Here is a 24,394-nt window from a genome sequence, read left to right on the forward strand (position 1 = left end):
AAACAGGGGACTCAGGCCGGCGAGATGCTTCATCGCCGGCCTTTTTGTTTCTGATATTCAGGACAAAGTTTCAATATTGCTTGAAACGGGGGGCCGGTACGCCAAGTACCGCCCCCCGTTTTTTATGGATGTAGCACCATGAGTTTACTCACCATTCAAAACCTGACTTGTCACATGGGTGACAAGACCCTCTACCAGCAGGCCAACTTCACCCTCTTCGCCGGTGAGCATATCGGCGTCACGGGCAAAAACGGCGTGGGGAAAAGCACCCTGCTGAAACTGCTGCAGGCGGAGCTGTTGTCCGACGGGGGCGACATCCTCTGGCAGCCCGCTGTGAGCCTCGGTTATCTGGACCAGCATGCCGAGATGGACGCACAAACAAGAGTGCGCGAATACCTGCAAACCGCTTTTGCAAATCTCTACCGACAGGAGGCCGAGATGATGGCCATCTACGCCTGCCCGGCGAAAAGTGTCCAAGCCCGCCATCTGGCACGTGCCGCCACCCTTCAGGCCAGCCTGGAAAGCCGGTCGTTTTATCAGATCGACAGCCGGATAGATGCGGTGGCGGATGGCCTGGGGATCACTCAGTTGGGTATGCATACCCGGTTGGGGGAATTGAGCGGCGGACAAAGGCACAAGGTCATGCTGGCCCGCCTGCTGTTACTCGCGCCGGATGTCCTGCTGCTGGACGAGCCGACCAATTATCTGGATACCCTTCACCTTGACTGGCTGGCGAACTACTTGAGCGGCTTCAAGGGAGCCTTTATGGTGGTCTCTCACGACAAGGCGTTTCTAAACCGGATTGCCACCGGCATTTGCGACATAGACCGGCAGCAGATCCGCAAATTCAAGGGTAACGTCGACAAGGCCATGGCCCAGAAAGCCACTGAAGATGCCGCCCATGGGAGGCAGTATCTGGCGCAGCAGCGACATATCGACAAGCTTGAACACTTCATTGCCAAAAATGGGGCCGGGGTCAATGCCAGCATCGCCAATGGCCGCAAGAAACAGCTGGCCCGCATAGACAGGCTGGCAACACCGGAGCAGGAAAAGGCCGTCGCCTTCTCGTTTCGTAACGCCCCGCACAATGGGCAGCAGCTGCTTGCCGCCACTGAGCTGGTCATTGGCCATCAAAGTCCCTTGTTGGCGCCCATCTCGCTGTCCCTGAGCCGTGGCGACAAGCTGGTGATCGCCGGGTTCAACGGCATCGGCAAATCCACCCTGCTGAAAACCCTGGTGGGCGAGCTGCCCCCGGTATCTGGCCAGCTCGCCCTGTCACCGGCCCTCAAACTGGGTTACTTCGAGCAGGCGCTGCGCTGGGCCGACCCGGATGCCACACCGGTGGATCTGGTCAAAGCGGTGTGCCCGGGCGTGGATGACAAGGTGGCTCGGCAACATCTGGCACGCTTCGGCATAACAGGAAAACTGGCATTGCGGCCGATTGCCTCCCTCAGTGGTGGTGAGCAGACCAGGGTGAAACTGTGCAGGCTGACCCTGCAACCCACCAATCTGCTGGTACTGGACGAACCGACCACACACCTGGATGCCACCGTCAAAGCCGCCTTGCAGCGAGCCTTGCATGACTACCCTGGCACAGTGGTTGCGGTCTGCCACGAACGGGAGTTCGTCGCCCACTGGCCGGATCGGGTGGTGGATATTCACGCCTTCACTGCCGCTGAACATACGCATTGCGTTTGAGGTCAAAGATATGTTTTTGAAAATATTGCTGTTCTTGATTGCGTTTCTGGTGGGCGCCGATGAGCTGATGCTGGGCCCCATACTGGCTCCCATCGGCAAGGATCTGGGAGTTCAACCCGAGCGCGTGACCCTCTTCATCACCGCCTACAGCCTGGCGCTGGCGATGATAGCCCCCTTGCTGGGTAGCCTCTCGGATCGCCTTGGCAGGATAAAGGTGATGCTGCCCGCCGCCCTGTTGTTCGGGGCGGCCTCAGTCGCAACAGGCCTGGTGGAGAACTTTGAATGGGGGCTGGCAAGCCGGGTGCTCACCGGTCTTGCCAGTGCCGGCATGTTGCCCATCGCCTTTGCCATGGCCGCAGACAGCGCGGGAACAGATGCCATGAAGCGCATTGCCTGGGTCCAGGCAGGCCTGACCCTGGGCATGATAGCGAGCCCGGCTGTCGGGGCACTGCTGACTCAATTGCTCTCCTGGCGGGCTGCCTTCATCCTGCTTGGCGTGTGCGCCTGGTGTGTGGCGGCGGCGCTGGCGTTGCTGCCCGCTGACCAGGAGCCGGCAGAGACATCAAGGGAACATCAGAATGGCAAGGCTACCCGCATACTGGCCATCCCGGGTGCTATAGGTGCCCTGCTCGCCATGTGCCTGGGTCTGGGGGGCGGCATAGGCCTGTTCAATCTCGTCGGTCAGCATTTGCGCGATACCCAGGAGTGGTCCATCGGGTCCGTGGGGGGCTTGTACGCTCTGCTTGGCATCATCAGCGTCATCGGCAACCTGCTGATGCCCCGCCTGTCTGGCCGGGTCGAGAGCGGGCGCACCCTGATGCGTATGGCCTTGGTGGTCTGCCTGCTGGTCAGCGTCTGGTTTTACCTCTATCCGGCCGGGCACCCCATGCTGCTGCCCATGCTGCCGATAGTGCCGCTGCTGCTGTGGGCACTGGCAGGCGGCATAGGATCGCCCGCGCTGCAGGGCTATATTGCGCAGCTCTCTGCGGCTCACAGAGGCATGCTGATGTCACTGGCGATGACCATGATGCACCTTGGCGTGGCGCTCTGGTCCGGTGTCGCCGGATTTGCCTACAGCGCAGGGCCTGTGGCCTTGGCAGCCCTGGCCATACTGCTGTTTGGCAGTGCCATAGTGGTCTTGCGGCCGGTCAACGCCACGGCCTGATCCCCGACAGAAAACGGGCGTGAACCAAGCACGCACCCCAACAGGTCGCCCATCCACCATGAGCGGCGACCTGTTTCCAACTCAGGCTGCCTGTGCAAGCAAACATGACTCTTCCATCTAATTATTTAATTTCATGATTTATTTAATTCAACGATTTCGGTACCGACTCATCCCTGCCACCATTATTCACGCTGGATCGATAGATATATCCCGACAAATAGACCCGATTATTTTCAAGGGTATAAATGACGAATAGTTGATGTATTAATTGATTATTTATCCCGTTTGATGCGATCTCTCCAACCCTCTTACTATGCCTGCGACCTATCCATGGCCGGTTGCCCGCAACCGGCCTTCAAACTGGCATAGCAAGTGGACAACTCATGATCACCACAGACGGTAATAACGCAGTCGCCTCAGTGGCGTACCGCACCAGCGAAGTCATCGCCATCTACCCCATCACCCCCAGCTCCACCATGGCGGAGCTGGCGTCGGCCTGGTCGAGCGATCGGGGCAAAAATCTGTGGGGGGATGTACCTCGCGTGGTGGAGATGCAATCGGAGGGAGGCGCCATCGCCACCGTCCACGGCGCCCTGCAGACAGGCGCGCTGGCAACCTCGTTTACCTCGTCCCAGGGGCTCTTGCTGATGATCCCCAACCTCTACAAGCTGGCGGGTCAGCTCATCCCCTTCGTGCTGCATGTGGCGGCGCGCACAGTGGCGACCCACGCCCTCTCGATTTTTGGCGATCACTCGGACGTGATGGCGGTGCGCCAGACCGGCTGCGCCATGCTCTGTGCCAGCAATGTGCAGGAGGCGCAGGATTTCGCCCTGATTTCCCAGGTGGCCAGCCTCAACAGCCGGCTGCCCTTCATCCACTTCTTCGACGGTTTTCGCACCTCCCACGAGATAGCCAAGATAGTGCCGCTGGCGGATGACACACTGCGTGCCCTGCTGCCCGAGGCGGCGATCCGCGCCCATCGCGATCGGGCGCTCACCCCCGACAAGCCTGTCATTCGCGGCACAGCAGCCAACCCGGACACCTACTTCCAGTGCCGTGAAGCGAGCAACCCCTGGTATGACGAGGGCTATCGCCACGTGAGCGAGGCGATGGCGGCCTTCGGCTCGCTAACCGGCCGTCACTACCAGCCGTTTGAATATGTGGGTCACCCGCAGGCCGAGCGGATTGTAGTGCTGATGGGCTCGGCCATCGGCACCTGCGAAGAGGTGATCGAACGGCTGCTGGCCAGAGGCGAGAAGGTGGGGCTGGTGAAGGTGCGGTTGTTCCGTCCCTTCTCGGCCGAGCACCTGCTGGCCGCGATTCCCGAGAGCGCCCGCACCATCGCCGTGCTGGATCGCACCAAGGAGCCGGGGGCCCAGGCCGAGCCCCTCTATCTGGACGTGATGACGGCACTGGCCGAGGCGGTCAGCCGGGGCGAGCGTGCCAGCCTGCCGCGGGTCATCGGCGGCCGCTACGGTCTCTCCTCCAAGGAATTCAATCCGGCCTGCGTGCAGGCCATCTTCGATGAGCTGACGCTGGACAACCCAAGGCCGCGCTTCACCGTCGGTATCTTCGACGACGTCACCGGCCTCTCCCTGCCGCTGCCGGTACTCGACTCTTCGCAACACAAGCCGAGCCAGAGCAAGCTGGAGGCGCTCTTCTACGGCCTTGGCAGCGACGGTACCGTCTCGGCGGCCAAGAACAGCATCAAGATCCTCGGCAATCACACACAACTCTATCCGCAGGGCTACTTCGTCTACGACTCCAAGAAGGCGGGGGGCCTCACCGTCTCCCACCTGAGGGTCGGCGAGCGGCCGCTGCAATCGGCATACCTGGTGGACAAGGCGGACTTCATCGGCTGCCACCAGTGGCAGTTCATCGACCTGTACCAGATGGCGGAGCGGCTGAAGTTCGGCGGTATCTTCCTGCTCAACAGCCCCTATGGCCCGACAGAGATCTGGCAGCGCTTGCCGCAGGAGGTGCAACAGGCCTTGCGTGCAAAAGAGGCGCGTTTCTACATCATCAACGCCGCCAAGATCGCCCGGGAGTGCCAGCTCGGCAACCGCATCAATACCGTGATGCAGATGGCCTTCTTCCAGCTGACCGCCATCATACCGCCAGCAGAGGCCACCGAGTTGCTCAAGCAGGCCATCGCCAAGAGCTACGGCAACAAGAGCGCCGAGCTGGTCGAGCGCAACTGGCAGGCCCTGGCCGCCACCTGCGAGGCGCTGATCCCGGTGCCGTTGCAAGTACTCGATCACAGCAGCCATCAGCGCCCCCCCGTGGTATCGGCCAAGGCCCCCGACTTCGTCCAGACGGTCACCGCCGCCATGCTGGCGGGGCTGGGTGACAGCCTGCCGGTTTCCGCCTTCTCGCCTGACGGCACCTGGCCGGTGGGCACCACCCGCTGGGAGAAGCGCAACATCGCCAAGGATGTGCCCATCTGGCAGGCGGACCTCTGCACCCAGTGCAACTACTGCGTGGCCGCCTGCCCGCACTCTGCCATCCGCGCCAAGGTGGTGGACAAAGATGCACTGGAGGGTGCCCCCGCGACCCTGGATGCGCTCGATGTGAAGGCCCGCGACATGCGCGGCCAGCAATATGTGCTGCAGGTAGCGCCTGAGGATTGCACCGGCTGCAACCTCTGCGTCGAAGTCTGCCCGGCCAAGGACTGCACAGATCCGAGCCGCAAGGCGATCAACATGGCCTCCCGGCTGGATCACCTCGACGAGCAGAAAGCCAACTACGACTTCTTCCTCGACCTGCCAGAGCGCAGCGCCGAGCAGCTGGAGCGTATCGACATCCGCACCTCCCAGCTCATCTCACCGCTGTTTGAATACTCCGGCGCCTGCTCCGGCTGTGGCGAGACTCCCTACATCAAGCTGCTGACCCAGCTCTATGGCGATCGGCTGCTGATTGCCAACGCCACCGGCTGCTCGTCCATTTATGGCGGCAACCTGCCAACTACCCCCTACACCACCAACGCCGAGGGGCGCGGGCCGGCCTGGGCCAACTCGCTGTTTGAAGACAATGCCGAGTTCGGACTGGGCTTCCGTCTTACCATCGATCAGCACAGGGAGCGGGTGCGCCGTCTGCTGGCGAGCCTCGGTGACACCATCCCGGCAGCGCTGCGCGAGGCGCTCGGCGATGCCACCCTGCCGGTTTCCGAGCAGCGGGCCCATATCCAGCAGTTGCGAAATCTGCTGCAAGAGAGCAAGGCCCCGGAGGCCCTTGAGCTGGCTCGCGATGCGGACTATCTGGTGGAAAAATCGGTCTGGCTCATCGGCGGCGATGGCTGGGCCTACGACATCGGCTTTGGCGGACTCGACCATGTGTTGAGTCTGGGGGAGAACATCAATGTGCTGGTGCTCGACACCCAGTGCTACTCCAACACCGGCGGCCAGCAGTCGAAGGCGACGCCACTCGGTGCCATTACCAAGTTTGGCGAGCAGGGCAAACGCAAGACACGCAAGGATCTCGGCGCCAGCATCATGATGTATGGCCACGTCTATGTGGCGCAGATCTCCCTCGGCGCCCAGATGAACCAGACGGTGAAGGCGATTCAGGAGGCGGAAGCCTACCCGGGCCCCTCGCTCATCATCGCCTACAGCCCCTGCGAGGAACATGGCTACGACATGGCCGAGAGCCATGAGCAGATGAAGCAGCTGACCGCCACCGGCTTCTGGCCACTCTACCGCTTCGATCCGCGCCGCAGCGACGAGGGCAAGCTGCCGCTGGCGCTCGACTCCCGGGCACCGAACGCCTCGCTGGCCGAGACCCTGAGCCAGGAGCACCGCTTCCAGCGCCTCGAACGTCAGCTGCCGGAGGTCGCCACCCAGCTCTACCGGGAGGCGGAGCTGGATGCAAACCGCCGCTTCGCCTGGCTCAGCCAGCTGGCTGGCAAGGAAGCTCCCACGCAGGAGTGATCGGCCTGCCGGCGACCAGTGAAACCGGATAACAAAGAGGGCTCCCGTTGGGAGCCCTCTTCACATCCAGTCTGATCGTCATCAGGCAGGCATGGTAGCCAGCTCGTGCCGCTTCAATGCCAAGAGTGTGATGAGCAAGGCGGCACTGGCGATCAGCGCCATGCCGATATAGGTAGCGCTGAATCCCGGAGCCAGCTCGACCGGACTCAGGCTGGCCAGATTGTGGCTGGTACCCGCTGGCAGGGCGGCATGAAACAGCACGGAGCAGATGGCGACCCCGACCGCGCCCCCCAGCTCACGGCCGAAGTTGAACAGGGACATGCCGATGCCGCGATCCGCTGCCGGCAATGCATTTTGCACCACAACCGCGAGGGCCGGCAGCACCAGCCCCAGACCCAGACCGGCAAAGCCCAACCCCAGACTGGCCCAGACATCGAAATGAATTTGCCACAAAGCCAGCGCAGACAGTGCAAAGCCCACCACCACGAACCGCTTGTAGTAACCGGTGCGACCGATCAGCTTGCCGCCAACGAAGGCACCCGCCGTGATGCAGACCATAAAGATCACCATGTAGAGGCCGCTCTCGCTGGCCCCCATCCCCTTCTGCCACTGCATCTGCAACGGCAAATAGACCAGCACGGCGAACATCAGCAGTTGCGAAACCAGTGCCAGCAGCACGCTCACCAGATAGCCGGGCAACCGCACCAGATGGACAGGCAGGATAGGATCATGGGCACGTCGCTCCACCAGGATCAGCAGCAGCAAGGCAACCGCCAAACCCGCCGCCAGCCAGATGGGGGGCAACGCAGTCTCGGGTGATAACAGCAACAGGGTCAGCGTGGTCACTGTGATGAGCAGTGCCGCCCCCTTCCAGTCGAAACGGCTGTGACGACGCACATTGAGGTGCTTGAGGTTGCGGTTCACCAGCCAGATGGCGAGCCCCCCGAGAGGCAGGTTGATCCAGAAGATCCAGCGCCAGCTCAACTGCTCGGTAAAGTAGCCGCCGAGCAGAGGCCCGGCGATGCTGGAGACCGCATACACGGCCGAGATGTAACCCTGATACTTGCCCACCTCCCGTGGCGGTATGCAGTCGGCAATCACGGTAAAGGCAAGTGCAATGAGGCCGCCGCCCCCCAGCCCTTGCAGCACACGAGCCGCCAGCAGGGTCGGCAGATCCTGCGCCAGAGCGCAGGCCACGGATCCCACTAGGAAAAGACCAATACCGATATTGAGCATGCGTACCCGACCGAACAGATCGCTCAACTTGCCATACACGGGCAGGGCGGCGGTGGCTGCCAACAGATAGGCGGTCACCACCCAGGTGAGGGCTGCTCCTGCGTTCAGCTCGGCGCCAATGATGGGCAAGGGGGTGGTGACTATGCTCTTTTCCAGTGAACCCAGGGCGATCACCAGGGCCACGCTTGAGAAGATGGTTTTTGGGGACATATAACCGGCTCGCTAATGTGAAATGCCAAAATCTGCGGCAAAGAACTTATTATTGTCTCATAAATCATTATCCGATGGCTAAAACCACTGCCATCCAGCCGCCAGTCCCTTGACCATGACGGCCGTCGCGGCATCCGAACGCCGGATCTGGTAGTGTGGTCTTTTGGCCCAAGAGGAAGCAGACCCATGTCCGAGCAGTTCCGGTTTGATCAATACGACGCCCTGATTTTCGATATGGATGGCACCCTGGTGGACTCCATGCCCCTGCATCTGGATGCCTGGGAGGCAACCAGCGCAGAGTTCGGTCTGCCGTTCAATCGTGAGCAACTCAATGAATATGGCGGCATTCCCACCCGCAAGATAGTGAGCATGCTGGCCGAACAGCACGGACTGGATATCGATGTGGATGCCTTCACTCGCCGCAAGGTGGCCCTCTATCTGGCGCATATCGACAAGGTCAGTGTCTTCCCCTCCATGTGGGATCTGGTCAGGCGCTGCCACGGCAAGGTGCCGATGGGCATAGGCACTGGGTCATCGCGGGATCATGCCGAGCGCATTTTGAAAAACACCGGCCTGGATGCTTATATCTCCGTGCTGGTCAGTGCCGACGACATCCACAACCACAAACCCCACCCGGATACCTTCCTGAAGGTGGCCGAGCTGCTCGGTGCCAATCCCGCCAACTGCTTGGTGTTTGAAGATACCCAGATCGGCATTCAGGCAGGCAAGGCCGGCGGCATGGCCACCCTGCTGGCCACCGAAGGTGCGCTGCAGCGGGTGTGACAGACGAGTATCCTGGCCCACCCTTGCGGGTGGGCTCAGTCGTTCAACTCCGACTCGGCTGAGATATCGCGCAGCGGCCTGGATGAGAGCATATCAGCGACAAACGGGGGTCTACGGGCCCGGCACAAAACGCCATAAAAAACGCCCCTTTCGGGGCGTTTTTGCCAACCATCGCCGTTACATGGCGTTGGTGGATTCGAAGATCTTGTCGGCCGAGGCTTCGACGAAGCCCGGGTAGAGCACGCCGTCGGCCTGCGGGTAGCGCAGGGCAAACTCATAGAAGCAGCTCGGAATGGTGCGCACCCCGTCGCTGAAGGGCACATCCGCCTTGTCGGCCATGGTGGAGGATTGCTCCAGCATCACCTGCGGGTCCCCTTTCACCTCGCCACCCACGCCGTTGAGCACGAAGCCGGCCGCCTTAAGGGCGGCGTTGACCTGCTGGATGGTATCGAACTGCTTGAGGCGATTGATATTGACCGTGAAGTGGTTGGCGCGATAGCCCCAGGCCGCCATCCAGGCTGCGTACTCGCTCTCTGCCAGCAGGGTCTGGTAATCGGCCCAGGATACCTGCCAGGGCGCCCCCGTGTAGAGGAATGCCTGGGTGTCGGTCAGGTGATCAGGCACCTGCTCAGCCAGCTTGTGGATGATGGCCTGGGCCGCCTCGGAGAGCTCCTCCACCTTCAGCTCGCTGATAAACACCTTGGGGGCATCCGGATCTTTATGCTCGAAGTGCTTGGCATAGAGCTTCTTGGCCTTGAACACATATTCGCCCTTCTGCTCGTAACCGAGCGCCAGGAAGTGGGCTGCCAGCTTCTCCAGCCCCAGCTTGGGCAGGTTGTAGGTGCGAAACGCCACATGATCGTTGACGATGGGCTCGCCGCCACCCAGCAGGGTGTGGACCTTGAGGGCACTCGGGGTGACTTGAATGTAGTTATCCCACAAGTGACCGAACAGGGTGTCGATATCCTTTTGCATCTCTCTTTCCTTTGATTGCGGGTACAGACAAGGGCACCTGTTCAGTGCCCCTTTTATTTTTTGTTATCAGCGCTCGGCTTTTTGTTATCAGCGCTCAGCGCAGAGGAGGACAGTGTCGGCCGTGGCGGCCTTGCTGCCAGCCTCTTCCTTGTTAAAAGGTCAAACCCGGAGACAGCTGATCCGGCATGGAAGCCTTGCTGTCCTCGACGGAGGCAACGGGATAAGCACAGTAGTCGGCGGCGTAGTAGGCGCTCGCCCTGTGGTTGCCGGAGGCACCTATGCCGCCGAACGGCGCGGCGCTGGAGGCGCCCGTGATGGGCTTGTTCCAGTTGACGATACCGGCGCGGATCCGCTTGAAGAAATGCTGCCAGTCCGCCTCGTTGTCACCAAGCAGGCCCGCCGAGAGGCCGAAGCTGGTGGCATTGCCCTGGTCGATGGCGGCGTCGAAGTCGTCGTAACGAATGAGCTGCAGCAGCGGGCCGAAATACTCTTCGTCCGGCAGAGCACCGATTGCGGTCACGTCTATGATGCCGGGCGAAACGAAGCCGGTGCCCGCTTCCAGGTGCTTGAGGGTGAGCAGACTCTCGCCACCCAGTTGTTGCAGGTTGGCTTGCGCCGCTACCATGCCGAGAGCCGCTTTCTCGCTGATCATGGCCCCCATGAAAGGCTGATCGGCGGCATCATAGAGACCGACCTTGATCTGGCCGACCACCTCCACCAATCGCTTGACCAGGGCATCGCCCCGGGCACCGCGCTCGACAAACAGACGGCGCGAGCAGGTGCAGCGCTGGCCGGAAGTGATGAAGGCTGACTGGACTATGGCATGGACGGCGCCATCCACATCGCTCACATCCTTGACGATCAGCGGGTTGTTGCCGCCCATCTCCAGCGCCAGGATCTTGCCAGGCTGGCCAGCAAACTGCTGATGGAGGAAATGGCCGGTACGGGACGAGCCGGTAAAGAAGAGGCCGTCGATATCCGGATTGCCTGCCAGCGCCTTGCCGGTCTCTACCTCACCCTGTACCAGGTTGAGGACACCCTTAGGCAGACCCGCCTCCTGCCAGATCTTCAGCATGGCTTCAGCCACCATGGGGGTCAGCTCGGAGGGCTTGAACACCACTGTATTGCCCGCGATCAGTGCCGGTACTATGTGACCGTTGGGCAGATGACCAGGGAAATTGTAGGGGCCGAACACGGCGACCACGCCGTGGGGCTTGTGGCGCACGAATGCCTTGGCACCCGGCATGGGGTTCTCGACAGTGCCGGTGCGCTCGTCATGAGCGCGAATGGAGATGGCAATCTTGCCCTGCATGGCGGCCACTTCGGTGCGGGTTTCCCACAGGGGCTTGCCAGTTTCCCGGGCAATGGTGAGCGCCAGCGCCTCCTTGTGCTCGCCGAGCAGATCGGCGTAGCGGCACACTATGGCCAGACGATCCTCGAGGGCCAGATCGGACCAATGGTAGAAGGCAGCGCGGGCCGCCTTGACGGCTGCATCCACCTGACTGGCACTGGCGGCGCCCCCTTGCCAGATAACCTCGTTCTTGGCCGGATCCATTGACTCGAACGGCTTGCCTTCACCGGCCAGCCACTGGCCGTCGATAAGTTGTACTAAATGGCTCATCAATTCACTCCCTGTGTTTCACAAGCAGCCTTGGCTGCCTGTTTCATATGCGGTTCTGCTGCCTTCAACACCAGACAAGGCGGCTCAGTCGAGATCGACGACACGCACCATGTCGCCATCCTGCACCTTGAGTGCCGCCGCCATCTTGGGCGGAATGATGGCTTCGTGCTTGTCCAGATCGACCCGGATATTGCCGTGGCAGGCGCGATACTGTTCGTAGCGGGTGTTGCAGATCAGATGGGTCTTGCCACCTATGGGCTCGCCGATCAGCACTCGCAGCTTCTGGCTGCGGCGCACGCTGCGAATGTTCTTTACGTCGCACTCGACGGTGGGGCCGGCATCGAAGATGTCAACGTAGCCACGGTTCACGAACCCCTCATCCTGCAGCATCTTGATGGCCGGGCGGGTCTTCTCGTGGGTCTGGCCGATGACGGCGCGCGCCTCGTTGCTCAGCAGGTTGACGTAGATGGGGTACTTGGGCATCAACTCGGCGATGAAGCGCTTCTTGCCGATGCCGGTGAGATAATCGACGGTAGGAAAATCCATCGAGAAGAAATGCTTTTGCAACCACTCATAGAAGGGGCTGTGACCTTTTTCATCGGAGACGCCACGCATCTCGGCAAAGACGGTCTTGTCAAACAGCTCGGGGTGCTCGGCCATGAACAGGAAACGGTGCTTGGAGAGCAGGCGGCCATTGAGCCCCTCGCGGGCGCATTCGCGCAAAAACAGGGTGCACAGCTCGGAATTGCCGGTGTAGTCATTCGACAAAGTGAGCGTCTCGACCACGTTGTAGATGCCGAGCTTGGGGGAAGAGTGCACCACCTTGCCGATGTGATAGTTGTAGAACGGCTGGGACAGGCCCACGGCCGCATCGATGGCGCAGGTACCGACCATTTCGCCGGTCTCCAGATCCTCAGCCACGAAGAAGTAGAGGCAATCACCCTTACCTGCCGGTTTGTCCGAGAAGGTCTGGGTCGAGGCATCTATCTTGCGCTGCAGCAGTTCATCGTTGACAGGCAATGATGTCATGCCGGTGCCGGATTCAATGGCACAGGTCTTGAGACCGGCAAAATCTTTTTGCTCGATAGGACGGATAACCAACATAAATGACAACTCCCTTTCATTGACGACAGGTGGGGTCCCGGCTCCTGCCGGGAGGGCTCCCCACCTCAATTAGGATCAGGCGTTAACCACCTGGGCAACCGCTTTCTCGAACCGTGCCAACCCTTCCTTGATATCCGCTTCCGGAATAACCAGTGACGGTGCGAAGCGCACCACGTTAGTGCCTGCTACCAGTGCCATCAGCCCCTGATCGATGGAGGCCAGCAAGAAATCACGGGAGCGGCCCTTGTAGTCATCGTTCAGCACGGCGCCGAGCAACAGGCCCTTGCCACGCACTTCACTGAAGCAGTGGTACTTGGCATTGATGGCGTCGAGCCCTGCACGGAACAGCTGTTCACGCTGCTTGATACCGCTCAGCACTTCCGGGGTGTTGACCACGTCGATCACCGCCTCGGCCACCGCGCACGCCAGCGGGTTGCCGCCGTAGGTGGAACCGTGAGTGCCCACTTTCAGGTGAGCCGCGATTTCATTGGTGGTCAGCATGGCGCCGATGGGGAAGCCGCCGCCGAGCGCCTTGGCACTGGTGAGGATGTCAGGCGTGACGCCAAGACCCATGTAGGCAAACAGATCGCCGGTACGGCCAACCCCGGATTGCACTTCGTCATAGACCAGCAGGGCATTGTGCTTAGTACAGAGTGCACGCACCCCTTTGGCAAACTCGTCGGTCGGACGAATGATGCCACCCTCCCCTTGCAGCGGCTCCATCACCACGGCGCAGGTATTGTCGGAGATGACGGCAGCCAGCTCCGCCAGATTGTTGTAAGTCACATGGGTGATATCAGCCGGCTTGGGACCGAAACCATCCGAGTAGGCAGCCTGGCCACCCACGCTGACAGTAAAGAAGGTACGACCGTGGAAACCCTGATGGAAAGCGATGATCTGGGTCTTGTGCTCACCGAATTTCTCGATGGCATAACGACGGGCCAGCTTGAGGGCCGCTTCGTTGGCTTCGGCGCCCGAGTTGCAGAAATAGACCTTGTCGGCGAAGGTGGCGGCAACCAGCTTCTTGGCCAGACGCAGAGCCGGCTCGTTGGTCATCACGTTGGAGAGGTGCCACAGCTTCTCGCCCTGGGTTTTCAGGGCTTCGACCAGCTTGGGATGGCAATGACCCAGGCCATTGACGGCGATCCCGCCGGCAAAGTCGACATACTCACGGCCTTCCTGATCCCAGACACGTGACCCTTCACCACGCACCGGGATTATCTTGGCGGGCGCATAGTTGGGAACCATCACTTCATCAAACACTTCACGTGTCACTGCCAACAACTCTGACATATTGCTCTCCTTCGATCTGGCGACAGAATAATCCACCGCCCAAAAGTTAAATCCATGTAAACACATCGGCATTGTCACAGAAAAAAAGCTAAAAGTCTGCAACAAAGCAAGTTACAGGGAACAATGTTCGATTGCCTGTGAGATTTTAGGCAACCGCATTGCATAACGGCTCAGGGGGTGTTGGCAAGAGATAATTTGGACAGGGAGGGGGGTGAATAAAGTGTCAGGGAAAATATTTTTGGCCTCATCTCGATTCTGTGAGGCCAATCACAACCATTCAGGAACTTGTCAGAAAATTGGCCAGCAATTGGTGACCCTGCTCGCTCAGAATGCTCTCCGGATGGAACTGAACTCCCTCTATATTCAACTGCTTATGGCGCAGACCCATGATCTCGTCAAAAGAGCCATCGGCGTGTTCACTCCAAGCGGTAACCTCGAAGCAGTCGGGCAGGGTTTCCCGTTCCACGATGAGCGAATGGTAGCGGGTGACCCGCAGCGGGTTGTTGAGCGCCTTGAATACTCCCCCGCCCTGATGGCGAATAAGGGAAGTCTTGCCGTGCATTACCTGACGCGCGCGCACCACTCTGGCACCGAAAGCCTGAGCCAGGGATTGGTGACCGAGACAGACGCCAAGGATGGGGAGCTGGCCCGCAAAACGGCTGATGGCCGACAGGGAGATACCCGCCTCATTGGGCGTGCAGGGGCCGGGAGAGATCACCAGATAACGGGGAGCTAGCTGCGCTATGGTATCCAGCGTCAGCTCGTCATTGCGCTTTACCACCACCTCTTGCCCCAGAGCGCCAAAATACTGCACCAGGTTCCAGGTAAAGGAGTCGTAGTTATCGATCAACAACAGCATGGGGCAACCAGAGGCAGAGAATCAACGATCCAGATAGCGGCCCTGCTCCATTTCGCGCTCGCGCTGGCATTCTGCCAGATAGATGGCGGCGGCAATGGCGGGGGTGTTGTGATATTTGTCGATGGCGTTGGAGACCATCAGTTGCAGGGTATTGAGGTTCTTGGCCTTGCGGAATTTACGCAGCCAGTGACCCTTGTCACCCAACTCTTCAATCGTGGTGTTTAATTCGACAGACATGCTCACTCTTGGGGCAGAAGCCCGCGTTTGAAATTGGAAGATGAATTAACGAATAGCAGGTCGGGTAAAACAAAGAAAGCCAGGCAAAGACCCAGCTCTCTTCTACTACACCTTCCCAGTATGTCAGGCTCGAGGAACGAAGCCGACTACATCATATACGCTGGTCAGTGTTTTTTCAGCCCTTTCACGCGCCTTTTGTGCGCCTGCCGCCAAAATTGTTTGCAGATGAGCCTCATCCTGACGCAACTCGCGGAAGCGCGCCTGAATGGGCTCCAGCAAGGCAACGACCGCCTCGGCAGTCTCGGTCTTGAGGTGACCATACATCTTGCCTTCGAAGTGCTGCTCCAATTCGGGGATGGAACGGCCTGTCACCCCGGACATCAGGGTCAGCAGGTTGGAGACACCCGGCTTGTTCTCCGGATCAAAACGCACCACTGCCGGCTCGTCGGAGTCGGTCACGGCACGCTTGATCTTCTTGACGATCTGCTTGGGATCTTCCAGCAGGCCGATGAAGTTGGCCTCGTTGTCGTCAGATTTGGACATCTTCTTGGTCGGATCCTGCAGACTCATCACCCGCGCACCTTCGGTCGGAATGAAGGGTTCCGGCAGGGTGAACACTTCGCCGTACAGGTTGTTGAAACGGGTGCAGATGTCGCGAGTCAGCTCCAGATGCTGTTTCTGATCGTTGCCGACCGGTACCTGGTTGGCCTGATAGAGCAGGATATCTGCCGCCATCAGCACCGGATAACCGAACAGGCCGACGTTGACGTTGTTCTCGAAACGGGCGGACTTGTCCTTGAACTGGGTCATGCGCGACAGCTCGCCCATCTGGGTGTAGCAGTTCAGGATCCAGCCCAGCTCGGCGTGCTGCGGCACGTGGGACTGGATGAAAACAGTGCTCTTGGCCGGATCGATCCCCACCGCCAGATAGAGGGCGGCAGCATCGAGACACGCCTTGCGCAGTGCAGCTGGCTCCTGACGGGTGGTGATGGCATGCAGATCGACGATGCAGTAGAGGCAGTCGAAGTTATCCTGCATGTTGACCCACTGACGCAGGGCTCCCATATAGTTGCCTATGGTCAGCTGACCCGACGGCTGGGCCCCGCTCAGTACGATTGGTTTAGTCATGAGAGTGTTAATCCTTGTTATTCGGCCAACCCGACACCTTACTCGGCTAACAGGGCATCGAGCTGGGCAAACTGCTCATATACCCAGTCCGGGCGGGAATCTGCAATGGGACGGCCATAGTTGTAGCCGTAGGTGAGCCCCGCTACTTTCATGCCGGCAGCCTGGGCGGCCAGCACGTCATTTTCGGAGTCGCCCACCATCAGGGTGCGGGACGGACTGACGCCCAGCTCATGGCAGGCATGCAGCAGGGGCTCGGGGCTCGGCTTCTTGACCGGCACACAGTTGCCACCCAGCCAGAGCGCGAAACAGTCGCTGATGCCCAGAGCATCCAGGATTGGCTGCACGAAGTGACTCGGCTTGTTGGTCACCACGGCCTGTTTGTAACCCAGCTTTTGTAGGCGGCGCAGGCTCTGTTCCACACCGTCATACATTTCAAGTCCTTCCAGCAGGCAGGCCTGATAGTGCTGATCGAACAGGGGGCGGGCCCTGGCAAACAGTTCAGGAGCCTCACGATAATCCAGGGCGCGCTGGATCAGCTTGTCGGCGCCATTGCCGACCCAGGTACGCACCACAGCTTCATCAGCCTCGGCCAGACCCAGTTCAGTGAGGGTACGGTTGACCGCCAACGCCAGCTGGGGGGCACTGTCGATCAGGGTGCCATCCAGATCGAACAGCACCAGATCAAAATCACGCTCAGCGCTGGACATGGCTCAGCTCCGCACGCATCTGGTCGATCACCGCCTTGTAGTCCGGCTGGCTGAAGATGGCAGAGCCCGCCACGAACATGTCGGCACCGGCTTCGGCGATGGCACGGATATTGTCTACCTTGACGCCGCCATCGATCTCGAGGCGAATGTCACGGCCGCTCTCGTCAATCAGGCGACGCACCTGACGCAGCTTGTCGAGTGTACCGGGGATGAAGCTCTGGCCACCGAAGCCAGGGTTGACCGACATCAGCAGGATCACGTCCAGCTTGTCCATCACGTACTCCAGGCAGGAGAGCGAGGTCGCAGGATTCAGCACCAGACCGGCCTGACAGCCCTGCTCTTTGATGAGACCCAGGGTACGATCCACGTGATCGGACGCTTCCGGGTGGAAGGTGATCAGGTTGGCCCCCGCCTTGGCGAAGTCCGGAACGATGCGATCCACCGGCTTGACCATCAGGTGCACATCGATGAGCGCCTTGATGCCATAGTCGCGCAGGGCCTGACAGACCATGGGGCCTATGGTCAGGTTGGGAACATAGTGGTTGTCCATCACATCGAAATGCACCACGTCGGCACCGGCGGTCAGCACCCTGGCAACATCGTCACCCAGACGAGCGAAATCGGCGGAGAGGATTGAGGGGGCAATCAGAAAGTCTTTCATCAGCGTCATCCATTGGCAGCGTGGCAGAAAAAGCGGCGCAATTTTACCGCAAATATCAGATGAAAACGACCCGAACACAGGCAGGAAAAAGCGGGCCACCCGATTTACCGCCCATATCCGGCGAAAACGACCCGAACACAGGCAGGAAAAAGCGGGTCACCCGATTTATCGCCCATATCCAGCAAATACGAGGCGAACACCAGGATGGCGGCAGGCAGAAACAGCAGCGGCACCCGAAAGTGCCGCCAGAGGATCAGCCGAACGAAACAAGTTCGGCGTCGCTTGGGTAGTAGCCCTGTTCCGGCTCTATACCGGGCGGATAAAGCGCCAGCAGCTCGGCTACCTTGTTGCGGCTGCCACCGTTGCGACTGATGGTGCGCTTGACCAGGATCTCGTCCAGTCGGGCGCCACGATAGAGCTCACGGGTCAGCGCTATGTCGTGGTTGCTGATTAGCACCGGCACCCCCTTGCGGGCAGCGGTATGACGTGCCAGCCGCGCCAGTATGGCCTGATCGTCCAGGGTAAAGCCGCCGGCTGAATAAGTGGTGAAGCTCGCCGTGTTGGAGAGTGGCGCATAGGGGGGATCGCAGTAGATCACCCAGTCTTCCTCGGCACGCTTGATGGCATCGGCGTAGCTTTCACAGATGAAGGTCGCCTTCTGCGCCTTCTCGGCAAAGGCCCACAGCTCTTTTTCAGGGAAGTAGGGCTTCTTGTAGGAACCGAACGGCACGTTGAAGCCGCCCTTCTTGTTGTAACGGCACAAGCCATTGAAACCGTGGCGGTTGAGAAACAGGAACAGCATCGCCCGCTCGAAGGTGGCTTCAGTCTGGTTGAACTGGGTGCGCAGCCGGTAGTAGGCCGCCTTGTGATTGTGCTCCGCTACGAACAGCTTGCGTGCTTCGGTGATGAAATTATCCGGCATCACCTTGAGATGGTTGTACAGACAGATCAGATCCGGATTGATATCGTTGAGCACATAGGCATCGTAGTCGGTGTTGAGAAAGACAGACCCGGCCCCGACGAAGGGCTCCAACAACACACGCCCGGCAGGCAAACGCTCGGCAATCTCTTCAACCAGGGAGTATTTTCCCCCGGCCCATTTTAAAAAAGCGCGTGTTTTTTTCATGGAAATCCGGTGTTAAGAAGGCATAGACCCAAAAAGGGGGACGATTCTACCCCCTTCTCAGGCCGAATGGCTATTGCTTCAACTCTTTTTGTACCTGAGCAAACGACTTGGGCCAGGGCTGCCCCTTGAGCAGGGCGGGCGAGAGCTTGCGAATGGCGGCCTTGGCCTGAGTGGTGTTGGCGTAATCCCCTTGCAGCACCACATACCAGGGGCTGCCACGGAACTGGGTTTTGTAGACCCAGACATTGCCAGTCAGACCATGTTCGGCCACAAACTTGTCAACCGCTGCTGTGTTGCTCGCCCCCATCAGCTGGACGCTGTAGTGATTTCTGGGCTTCTTGTTCAGGGTCGCCGTCGGCGTCAGGGCGACCTTGGGCGCAGGTGCAGCCGCCGGTTCGACAACGGCTGGCTTGGCGACCGGTTTGGTAACGAGTGCCGTGTTCAGGGCCTTGGGCTCAGTGGCCGATTGGGGAGCTTGCGCTGTCAGTCCCTGGGTCGATGGGTTCTCGGTCGAAGCAGCCCGGGAACTGACACCGGTCAGCTCATCCACCACACCAGTGGGCAAGGCACCGCTGACATTGGGTTGTTTCATCAACTTCTGGACCACCTCGTCGGAGATCACCACACGGCGCCCCTCATAGTTGGTCGATTCAGTAGTCAGCGTTTCGCTCTCGACGGCTTTGGGCAATACCTTGGCATCAGGCTGCCAATCACGCACCACACCGCCCGGGTTATCACCGCTGGCATTCGGGCTGCTTTGACCGCCATTCTGACCGTCATTGCTGCTACCGCCTGCGGTCAGTGGATCTCCGCCTGAGACGGGAATGGGCAAGGCAGTGGTTTGTGAGGGGGCGAGCCCGGTGCTCTTGCTTTCGTCGCTGAACAGGGCTGGCAACAGATAGCTCAGGGCCAGCAGACCGCCGGCAACCAGCGCCAGCACTATGGCAATCTTTTTAACGGGCAACTCGGCCTGACGTTTCTTGGGCCTTCTGTCGGTCATGATATCCTCCAGTAACTGCATGATGGTGGACGGATGTCCATTCGCCACGTTCAGGATCTCTTCCACTTTCAGCTTGGGCAAGAGGGCTGTCGGGATCTTGAGCTCTTTGGCTTTCTCATACAAGAAGATACGTTGCTCCGGTGCGCTCAGTGGCGCGACCTCCAGCTCCAGAGCTGGCATGGCCCGCCCTTTTAGCAGGCTCTTCTGAGTGCGACACCAGACGTCACTCCCGGAGAGCACGATCGCCAGCTGGTGTGGCATGGGCAGGGTATCGTTGTGACGACAGAGACTCCACAGCTCGCCGACCAGCTCGACAGGCAGCTCGTCAGCACGCTCGATCAGCAGTAACAGGGTGGAGGGCTTGCCCTCCAGCATGCGAAAGAAACTCTCTGCCAGCGCATCCTGCGGATTGAACAGCGGCCTTGCCACCACCTGGGGCAGCAGCAGCTGGCGCACGTCCGCCATCTTCATGGCTGCACTGCCAATCAGGCTCACTACCCGCACTTTTTCGGGCAAGTTGCCGAGCAGGGATTCACACAGGGTGCCGCGGCCACTGCCGGGTTTGCCGGAGAGAAAAATAAAAGGGTGATTGAATTCAATCAGATGCAGCAGCCGATCAACCAGCTGCCGCTGGGAAGGAAATTTAAGCAGCTTATTGTTACTCACGACCAGACTCAATCACCGCCAGCAATTCATCATCGGAGACATCGGCTACGACCTGCGCGTGACCGATACCGACCGGCAGCACCAGTCGCAACTTGCCTTCCAATACCTTCTTGTCTCGGCGCATATGGCGAATGAAGGCAGCGAAATCCATATCGGCAGGTGCCTGAATGGGCAGATTGGCAGCCAGCAGCAGATCGCGAATGCGGGCAAGCTGCCTTGCATCCAGATCGCCCCGGGCTTCGGCCGTGGAGGCAGCCATCATCATGCCTGCGGCGACCGCTTCACCGTGCAGCCAGTTGCCATACCCTTTTTCAGCCTCGATGGCGTGACCAAAGGTGTGACCGAGATTGAGCAGAGCGCGAACCCCGTGCTCCGTCTCATCCTGCGTCACCACATCGGCCTTGATTTCGCAGCAACGGCGGATGGCATACGCCAGGGCAGCCGGTTCCAGCGCCTGCAGACGGGACATGTTGGTTTCGAGCCAGGAGAAAAATTCGGCGTCCCAGATGATGCCGTACTTGATAACCTCGGCCATGCCGGCAGCAAATTCGCGGGCAGGCAGGGTCTTGAGGCACTCGGTATCAATGACCACATGCTTGGGCTGATAGAAGGCTCCAATCATGTTCTTGCCAAGGGGATGGTTGACGGCGGTCTTGCCGCCGACGGAGGAATCAACCTGGGAGAGCAGTGTGGTAGGCACTTGAATAAAAGGAATGCCACGTTGATAGCTTGCCGCAGCAAAGCCGACAACATCTCCTATCACACCGCCCCCCAGGGCGATCAGTGTTGTGTCCCGACCATGATTGGTTTCCAGCAGAGCAGACATGATCCGCTCGAAGGTTGCCAGGGTCTTGTAAGCCTCACCGTCCGGCAGTATCAGGTGTTCAACCTGAAAACCGGACAGCAACTGGATAATCCGCTCAAGATACAAGGGAGCGACAACGGTATTGGTCACTATCATGACCCGTTTTCCCTTGATGGTTTGTGTCAGCACTTCTGCATGCTGCAACAGACCCGCCGCTATCTCGATGGGATAACTGCGTTCACCCAGTTCGACCTTCAACCTTTCCATGGACGTCCTCTAGATTACATGCCGATCAACTTAACAATTTGATTGGCAACGATTTTCGCGCTCTGATCATCAGTCTGGATGACAAAGTCAGCCACTTCTTCATACAGCGCATTGCGCTCTTGTGCCAGACGCTCGAGCACTTCGCGCGGCGGCTCTTCGGTTTGCAGCAGTGGGCGACGCTTGTCTCTTTGTGTGCGCGCCAGCTGCTTCTCAATCGTTGTTTCGAGGTATACCACGATACCGCGAGCAGAGAGCTTGTTCCGTGTTTCTCGGCTCTTGATGGCACCGCCACCCGTCGCCAGCACGATACCCTGCTGTTCTGAAAGGTCGCCTATGACCTTCTCTTCGCGGATCCGGAAACCCTCTTCGCCTTCAACATCGAACACCCAGCCGATATCGGCACCACTGCGGCGCTCAATCTCATGATCTGAGTCGAAAAACTCCATATGCAGTTGTTCTGCCAGATGTCTACCTATGGTGCTCTTGCCCGCACCCATGGGACCTATCAGGAAAATATTGCGTTTCTCAGCCATGTCTTTTCGTTAGTAATTACAAACTGTACGACCCCGACAAACACTCGATCGGGGTACCTATGAACCTTATCTTGCGATGGATCAGGAGGGGGATTATCTCAATAGAAATCAGGACTGGCAACCGCAGCCCTTACGCCCCAGCATCATTGGGGCGTAAGGTTATATGTGTTTTACCCTCACATGTAAAGCATTCAGAAGGCGTCGGTAACTATCTTGGGTGTCACGAAAATCAGCAATTCCCGCTTTTTATTCTCGCTGGTTGTCTTGCGAAACAACACGCCAAGGCCCGGGATATCACCAAGCAGAGGCACCTTGCTGACGTCGCTCTTGATGGTTTGCTGATAGATGCCGCCGAGCACCAGGGTCTCGCCATTGTTGACCAGCACCTGGGTCGTGATGGACTGGGCGTTGATGGAAACCGCATCACCGGTACCGGTCGGCACCGTTTCACCCTTGGTATCCTGGGTCACGGTCAAGTCCAGAATAACCCGGTTGTCCGGTGTGATCTGGGGGGTAACCTTGAGGCTGAGGACAGCCTTCTTGAAGGTAACCGAGGTAGCACCACTGGAGGAGGACTCCACATAGGGGATCTCGGTCCCCTGCTCGATCAATGCGGGTTTCTGGTTGGCCGTAGTGACTCTTGGACTCGCGATAATCTCTGCCTTGCTCTCCTTTTCCAGCGCCGACAGTTCAAGATCCAGTAGAGTGCCATCCGCCAGACGAGCAACCTGGAATGCTAGGGTGCCAGCGGCGTTGGTGACCGGCAGGTTGACGTTCATCCTGTCTTCTACCCCGGGTCGAGTGATGGCAGAACCGCCGTTGTTGTTGCCTGATCCATCGTTGCCCTCGATGCTGCCTGAGGTACTGTTACCGTGCCCGTCGTTCTTGGTCACCCCCCAGCGCACCCCGAGTGCCTCGTCAAAACCATCATCTATGGTGACCATGCGCGCTTCGATCACCACCTGCTTGACCGGAATGTCGAGGATATCCAGCATCCGCTTGATGTTGCTGATCACATCGGCAGTGTCCTTGACCACCAGCACGTTGGTCCGCTCATCCACGCTGACCGCCCCTCTGGCAGAGAGCAGCTTGGTGTTCTCGGAGGAGAGCAGGGAGGCTACCTCGGTCGCCTTGGCATAGTTGATCTGCAGGTATTCGGTGTAGAGAGGGGCCAACTCGGCCACCTGGTTGCGACTCTCCAGTTGCTGCTTCTCACGCAGCGCAATCTCTTCGGCAGGCGCGACCAGCAAGATATTGTTATCAAGCCGTTTATCCAGCCCCCTCACCTTGAGGATGATGTCCAGCGCCTGCTCCCAGGGCACGCCATCGAGTCGCAAGGTAATGTTGCCTGCCACTGAGTCCGTGGTGACCAGATTGAGGTTGTTGAAATCAGCGATGAGCTGCAACACGGTTCGCACCGGGATATCCTGGAAGTTAAGCGAGATAGGCTTGCCCTGATACTGTTTTCCAGCCGTTGCCGCTATGCGTTTCTTCACCTCTACGATGAACATTTTGTCAGCCTGATCGTAACGATAATCAAACTGGCCGTTGACGGAGAGCTCGAACAGGGTGTCATTGCCCTGACGGAACACCTCCACCTGGGAGACGGGGGTGGCGAAGTCCTGCACATTGATCAGGTTGAGCAGCTCATCCGGTATCCGGGTGCCATGAAATTTGGCCAACACTGTCTGCCCTCGGCTGCTGACATCCACCGCTGCAGAGCTGTTGTCCAGCATCACCAGAAACTCCCCCTGCCCATCCTTGCCCCGTCTGAAGTCCACACCCTTGACGGAATTGAAATAGGCGCCGCTCGCCTCGGTGCGGGATACGGGCAAAACCGGTTTGCGGGCAACAGGGGCTGCAGCCTGGGCTGACTGGGCAACTATCTGGGTATTAATCAAGGCTGACTGGGTCACGGCTTGTGTATTGACAGGCGCAGACGGCGCTGGCGATACCATGCCGGATGACAGGGACGAGGCTGGGGACGGCATGCTTGCCTTGTCTCCCAGCGCCACCAGCAGCTTGTTGCCCTGCTGATGCACCTGATAAGGGGTCAATTGGTCGAGGGCAATCTTGATGTCGAGACCCGTCCCTTTACCCTCTACCTTGAGGTTGTCGACCCCCTGTTGCTTGATCGGCAGCGGATTGACATTGAGCGCCCCCACGGCCCCAGGCACATGCAACAGCAGCTGGTTAGGCTGATAGGAGAGGCGGTCGGTAAATCCGCTGACGGGTTCACTGAAGCTCAGCTCCAGCAGCAGCTGATCGGCCATCAGCGGATTGACCCTGACCTCTTGCAATGTGGCCACGGCCCAGGCCTGGCCACATACTCCGGCGCAAAACAGCAGGACTACTCTGGTGACACTACCTATTGTTGCTCTCATCGCAGTTCAT

General features: G+C 59.3%; 19 protein-coding genes. 4 read left to right on the plus strand and 15 right to left on the minus strand.

What is annotated here, in order from left to right; all coding sequences use genetic code 11:
- The first annotated feature begins 138 nt into the window (after positions 1–138).
- The 3 genes from GWQ31_RS02185 to nifJ all read left to right on the plus strand — a co-directional run bounded on the left by GWQ31_RS02185 (position 139) and on the right by nifJ (position 6,789).
- Positions 139–1,698: an ABC-F family ATP-binding cassette domain-containing protein gene (locus GWQ31_RS02185; protein ID WP_275908523.1), complete on the plus strand. Its 1,560-nt coding sequence runs from the start codon at positions 139–141 to the stop codon at positions 1,696–1,698.
- A 10-nt stretch (positions 1,699–1,708) separates the two neighbouring features.
- The gene (locus GWQ31_RS02190) at positions 1,709–2,863 is read left to right on the plus strand and encodes an MFS transporter (RefSeq protein WP_275908524.1); all 1,155 of its coding nucleotides are present in this window, start codon (positions 1,709–1,711) and stop codon (positions 2,861–2,863) included.
- 383 nt (positions 2,864–3,246) lie between these two features.
- Positions 3,247–6,789, plus strand: a complete 3,543-nt coding sequence (nifJ, locus tag GWQ31_RS02195) for a pyruvate:ferredoxin (flavodoxin) oxidoreductase (protein ID WP_275908525.1) — start codon at positions 3,247–3,249, stop codon at positions 6,787–6,789.
- 81 nt (positions 6,790–6,870) lie between these two features.
- On the opposite strand, the gene GWQ31_RS02200 is transcribed toward nifJ, so the two are convergent.
- The gene (locus GWQ31_RS02200) at positions 6,871–8,235 is read right to left on the minus strand and encodes an MDR family MFS transporter (protein WP_275908526.1); all 1,365 of its coding nucleotides are present in this window, start codon (positions 8,233–8,235) and stop codon (positions 6,871–6,873) included.
- A gap of 186 nt (positions 8,236–8,421) precedes the next feature.
- Here GWQ31_RS02200 and GWQ31_RS02205 point away from each other — a divergent pair, with 186 nt between their 5' ends.
- Complete coding sequence (locus tag GWQ31_RS02205) at positions 8,422–9,018, plus strand: beta-phosphoglucomutase family hydrolase (RefSeq protein ID WP_275908527.1); 597 nt, start codon at positions 8,422–8,424, stop codon at positions 9,016–9,018.
- Positions 9,019–9,195: 177 nt separating this feature from the next.
- Here GWQ31_RS02205 and GWQ31_RS02210 read toward each other — a convergent pair whose 3' ends face one another.
- The 14 genes from GWQ31_RS02210 to GWQ31_RS02275 form a co-directional block, all read right to left on the minus strand.
- Positions 9,196–9,993, minus strand: a complete 798-nt coding sequence (locus tag GWQ31_RS02210; protein ID WP_058393827.1) for a DUF1338 domain-containing protein — start codon at positions 9,991–9,993, stop codon at positions 9,196–9,198.
- A 151-nt stretch (positions 9,994–10,144) separates the two neighbouring features.
- Positions 10,145–11,614, minus strand: a complete 1,470-nt coding sequence (gene astD, locus GWQ31_RS02215) for a succinylglutamate-semialdehyde dehydrogenase (protein WP_275908528.1) — start codon at positions 11,612–11,614, stop codon at positions 10,145–10,147.
- 84 nt (positions 11,615–11,698) lie between these two features.
- On the minus strand, positions 11,699–12,718 hold the full coding sequence (astA, locus tag GWQ31_RS02220; RefSeq protein ID WP_005317100.1) for an arginine N-succinyltransferase: 1,020 nt from the start codon (positions 12,716–12,718) through the stop codon (positions 11,699–11,701).
- Between the two features lie 75 nt (positions 12,719–12,793).
- On the minus strand, positions 12,794–14,011 hold the full coding sequence (locus GWQ31_RS02225) for an aspartate aminotransferase family protein (RefSeq protein ID WP_275908529.1): 1,218 nt from the start codon (positions 14,009–14,011) through the stop codon (positions 12,794–12,796).
- Between the two features lie 277 nt (positions 14,012–14,288).
- Complete coding sequence (locus GWQ31_RS02230; protein WP_021140398.1) at positions 14,289–14,870, minus strand: aminodeoxychorismate synthase component II; 582 nt, start codon at positions 14,868–14,870, stop codon at positions 14,289–14,291.
- A gap of 21 nt (positions 14,871–14,891) precedes the next feature.
- Entirely contained in the window at positions 14,892–15,107 is a 216-nt protein-coding gene (locus GWQ31_RS02235) for a hypothetical protein (RefSeq protein ID WP_005317103.1), read from the minus strand.
- A 123-nt stretch (positions 15,108–15,230) separates the two neighbouring features.
- On the minus strand, positions 15,231–16,235 hold the full coding sequence (gene trpS / locus GWQ31_RS02240; protein WP_275908530.1) for a tryptophan--tRNA ligase: 1,005 nt from the start codon (positions 16,233–16,235) through the stop codon (positions 15,231–15,233).
- Between the two features lie 38 nt (positions 16,236–16,273).
- Positions 16,274–16,942, minus strand: coding sequence for a phosphoglycolate phosphatase (locus GWQ31_RS02245; protein WP_021140400.1), 669 nt, complete (start codon positions 16,940–16,942; stop codon positions 16,274–16,276).
- Positions 16,929–17,603 (minus strand): ribulose-phosphate 3-epimerase, encoded by a 675-nt coding sequence (gene rpe / locus GWQ31_RS02250; protein WP_005317108.1) that lies wholly within the window; start codon positions 17,601–17,603, stop codon positions 16,929–16,931. Before rpe ends, GWQ31_RS02245 begins: the two co-directional genes overlap by 14 nt.
- A 253-nt stretch (positions 17,604–17,856) precedes the next feature.
- The gene (locus GWQ31_RS02255) at positions 17,857–18,729 is read right to left on the minus strand and encodes a Dam family site-specific DNA-(adenine-N6)-methyltransferase (protein ID WP_275908531.1); all 873 of its coding nucleotides are present in this window, start codon (positions 18,727–18,729) and stop codon (positions 17,857–17,859) included.
- A gap of 70 nt (positions 18,730–18,799) precedes the next feature.
- Positions 18,800–20,395 carry an SPOR domain-containing protein gene (locus tag GWQ31_RS02260; RefSeq protein ID WP_275908532.1) on the minus strand — a complete coding sequence of 532 codons (1,596 nt, stop codon included), beginning with the start codon at positions 20,393–20,395 and terminating at the stop codon, positions 18,800–18,802.
- The gene (gene aroB, locus GWQ31_RS02265; protein WP_096118615.1) at positions 20,388–21,467 is read right to left on the minus strand and encodes a 3-dehydroquinate synthase; all 1,080 of its coding nucleotides are present in this window, start codon (positions 21,465–21,467) and stop codon (positions 20,388–20,390) included. Before aroB ends, GWQ31_RS02260 begins: the two co-directional genes overlap by 8 nt.
- Before the next feature lie 14 nt (positions 21,468–21,481).
- A complete protein-coding gene (aroK, locus tag GWQ31_RS02270; RefSeq protein ID WP_005317117.1) occupies positions 21,482–22,000 on the minus strand; it encodes a shikimate kinase AroK in 519 nt (172 codons plus the stop codon).
- Positions 22,001–22,191: 191 nt separating this feature from the next.
- Positions 22,192–24,384 (minus strand): type IV pilus secretin PilQ family protein, encoded by a 2,193-nt coding sequence (locus tag GWQ31_RS02275; RefSeq protein ID WP_275908533.1) that lies wholly within the window; start codon positions 24,382–24,384, stop codon positions 22,192–22,194.
- Positions 24,385–24,394: the final 10 nt, after the last annotated feature.

It is taken from the genome of Aeromonas sp. 2MA4 (assembly GCF_029237305.1).
GTDB lineage: Bacteria > Pseudomonadota > Gammaproteobacteria > Enterobacterales > Aeromonadaceae > Aeromonas > Aeromonas salmonicida.

What these genes read in the sequence shown, in the direction of transcription:
- GWQ31_RS02185 (WP_275908523.1), top strand. Translation starts at nt 139, where the DNA reads ATGAGTTTACTCACCATTCAAAACCTGACTTGTCACATGGGTGACAAG.
- GWQ31_RS02190 (WP_275908524.1), top strand. Translation starts at nt 1,709, where the DNA reads ATGTTTTTGAAAATATTGCTGTTCTTGATTGCGTTTCTGGTGGGCGCC.
- nifJ (WP_275908525.1), top strand. Translation starts at nt 3,247, where the DNA reads ATGATCACCACAGACGGTAATAACGCAGTCGCCTCAGTGGCGTACCGC.
- GWQ31_RS02200 (WP_275908526.1), bottom strand. Translation starts at nt 8,235, where the DNA reads ATGTCCCCAAAAACCATCTTCTCAAGCGTGGCCCTGGTGATCGCCCTG.
- GWQ31_RS02205 (WP_275908527.1), top strand. Translation starts at nt 8,422, where the DNA reads ATGTCCGAGCAGTTCCGGTTTGATCAATACGACGCCCTGATTTTCGAT.
- GWQ31_RS02210 (WP_058393827.1), bottom strand. Translation starts at nt 9,993, where the DNA reads ATGCAAAAGGATATCGACACCCTGTTCGGTCACTTGTGGGATAACTAC.
- astD (WP_275908528.1), bottom strand. Translation starts at nt 11,614, where the DNA reads ATGAGCCATTTAGTACAACTTATCGACGGCCAGTGGCTGGCCGGTGAA.
- astA (WP_005317100.1), bottom strand. Translation starts at nt 12,718, where the DNA reads ATGTTGGTTATCCGTCCTATCGAGCAAAAAGATTTTGCCGGTCTCAAG.
- GWQ31_RS02225 (WP_275908529.1), bottom strand. Translation starts at nt 14,011, where the DNA reads ATGTCAGAGTTGTTGGCAGTGACACGTGAAGTGTTTGATGAAGTGATG.
- GWQ31_RS02230 (WP_021140398.1), bottom strand. Translation starts at nt 14,870, where the DNA reads ATGCTGTTGTTGATCGATAACTACGACTCCTTTACCTGGAACCTGGTG.
- GWQ31_RS02235 (WP_005317103.1), bottom strand. Translation starts at nt 15,107, where the DNA reads ATGTCTGTCGAATTAAACACCACGATTGAAGAGTTGGGTGACAAGGGT.
- trpS (WP_275908530.1), bottom strand. Translation starts at nt 16,235, where the DNA reads ATGACTAAACCAATCGTACTGAGCGGGGCCCAGCCGTCGGGTCAGCTG.
- GWQ31_RS02245 (WP_021140400.1), bottom strand. Translation starts at nt 16,942, where the DNA reads ATGTCCAGCGCTGAGCGTGATTTTGATCTGGTGCTGTTCGATCTGGAT.
- rpe (WP_005317108.1), bottom strand. Translation starts at nt 17,603, where the DNA reads ATGAAAGACTTTCTGATTGCCCCCTCAATCCTCTCCGCCGATTTCGCT.
- GWQ31_RS02255 (WP_275908531.1), bottom strand. Translation starts at nt 18,729, where the DNA reads ATGAAAAAAACACGCGCTTTTTTAAAATGGGCCGGGGGAAAATACTCC.
- aroB (WP_096118615.1), bottom strand. Translation starts at nt 21,467, where the DNA reads ATGGAAAGGTTGAAGGTCGAACTGGGTGAACGCAGTTATCCCATCGAG.
- aroK (WP_005317117.1), bottom strand. Translation starts at nt 22,000, where the DNA reads ATGGCTGAGAAACGCAATATTTTCCTGATAGGTCCCATGGGTGCGGGC.
- GWQ31_RS02275 (WP_275908533.1), bottom strand. Translation starts at nt 24,384, where the DNA reads ATGAGAGCAACAATAGGTAGTGTCACCAGAGTAGTCCTGCTGTTTTGC.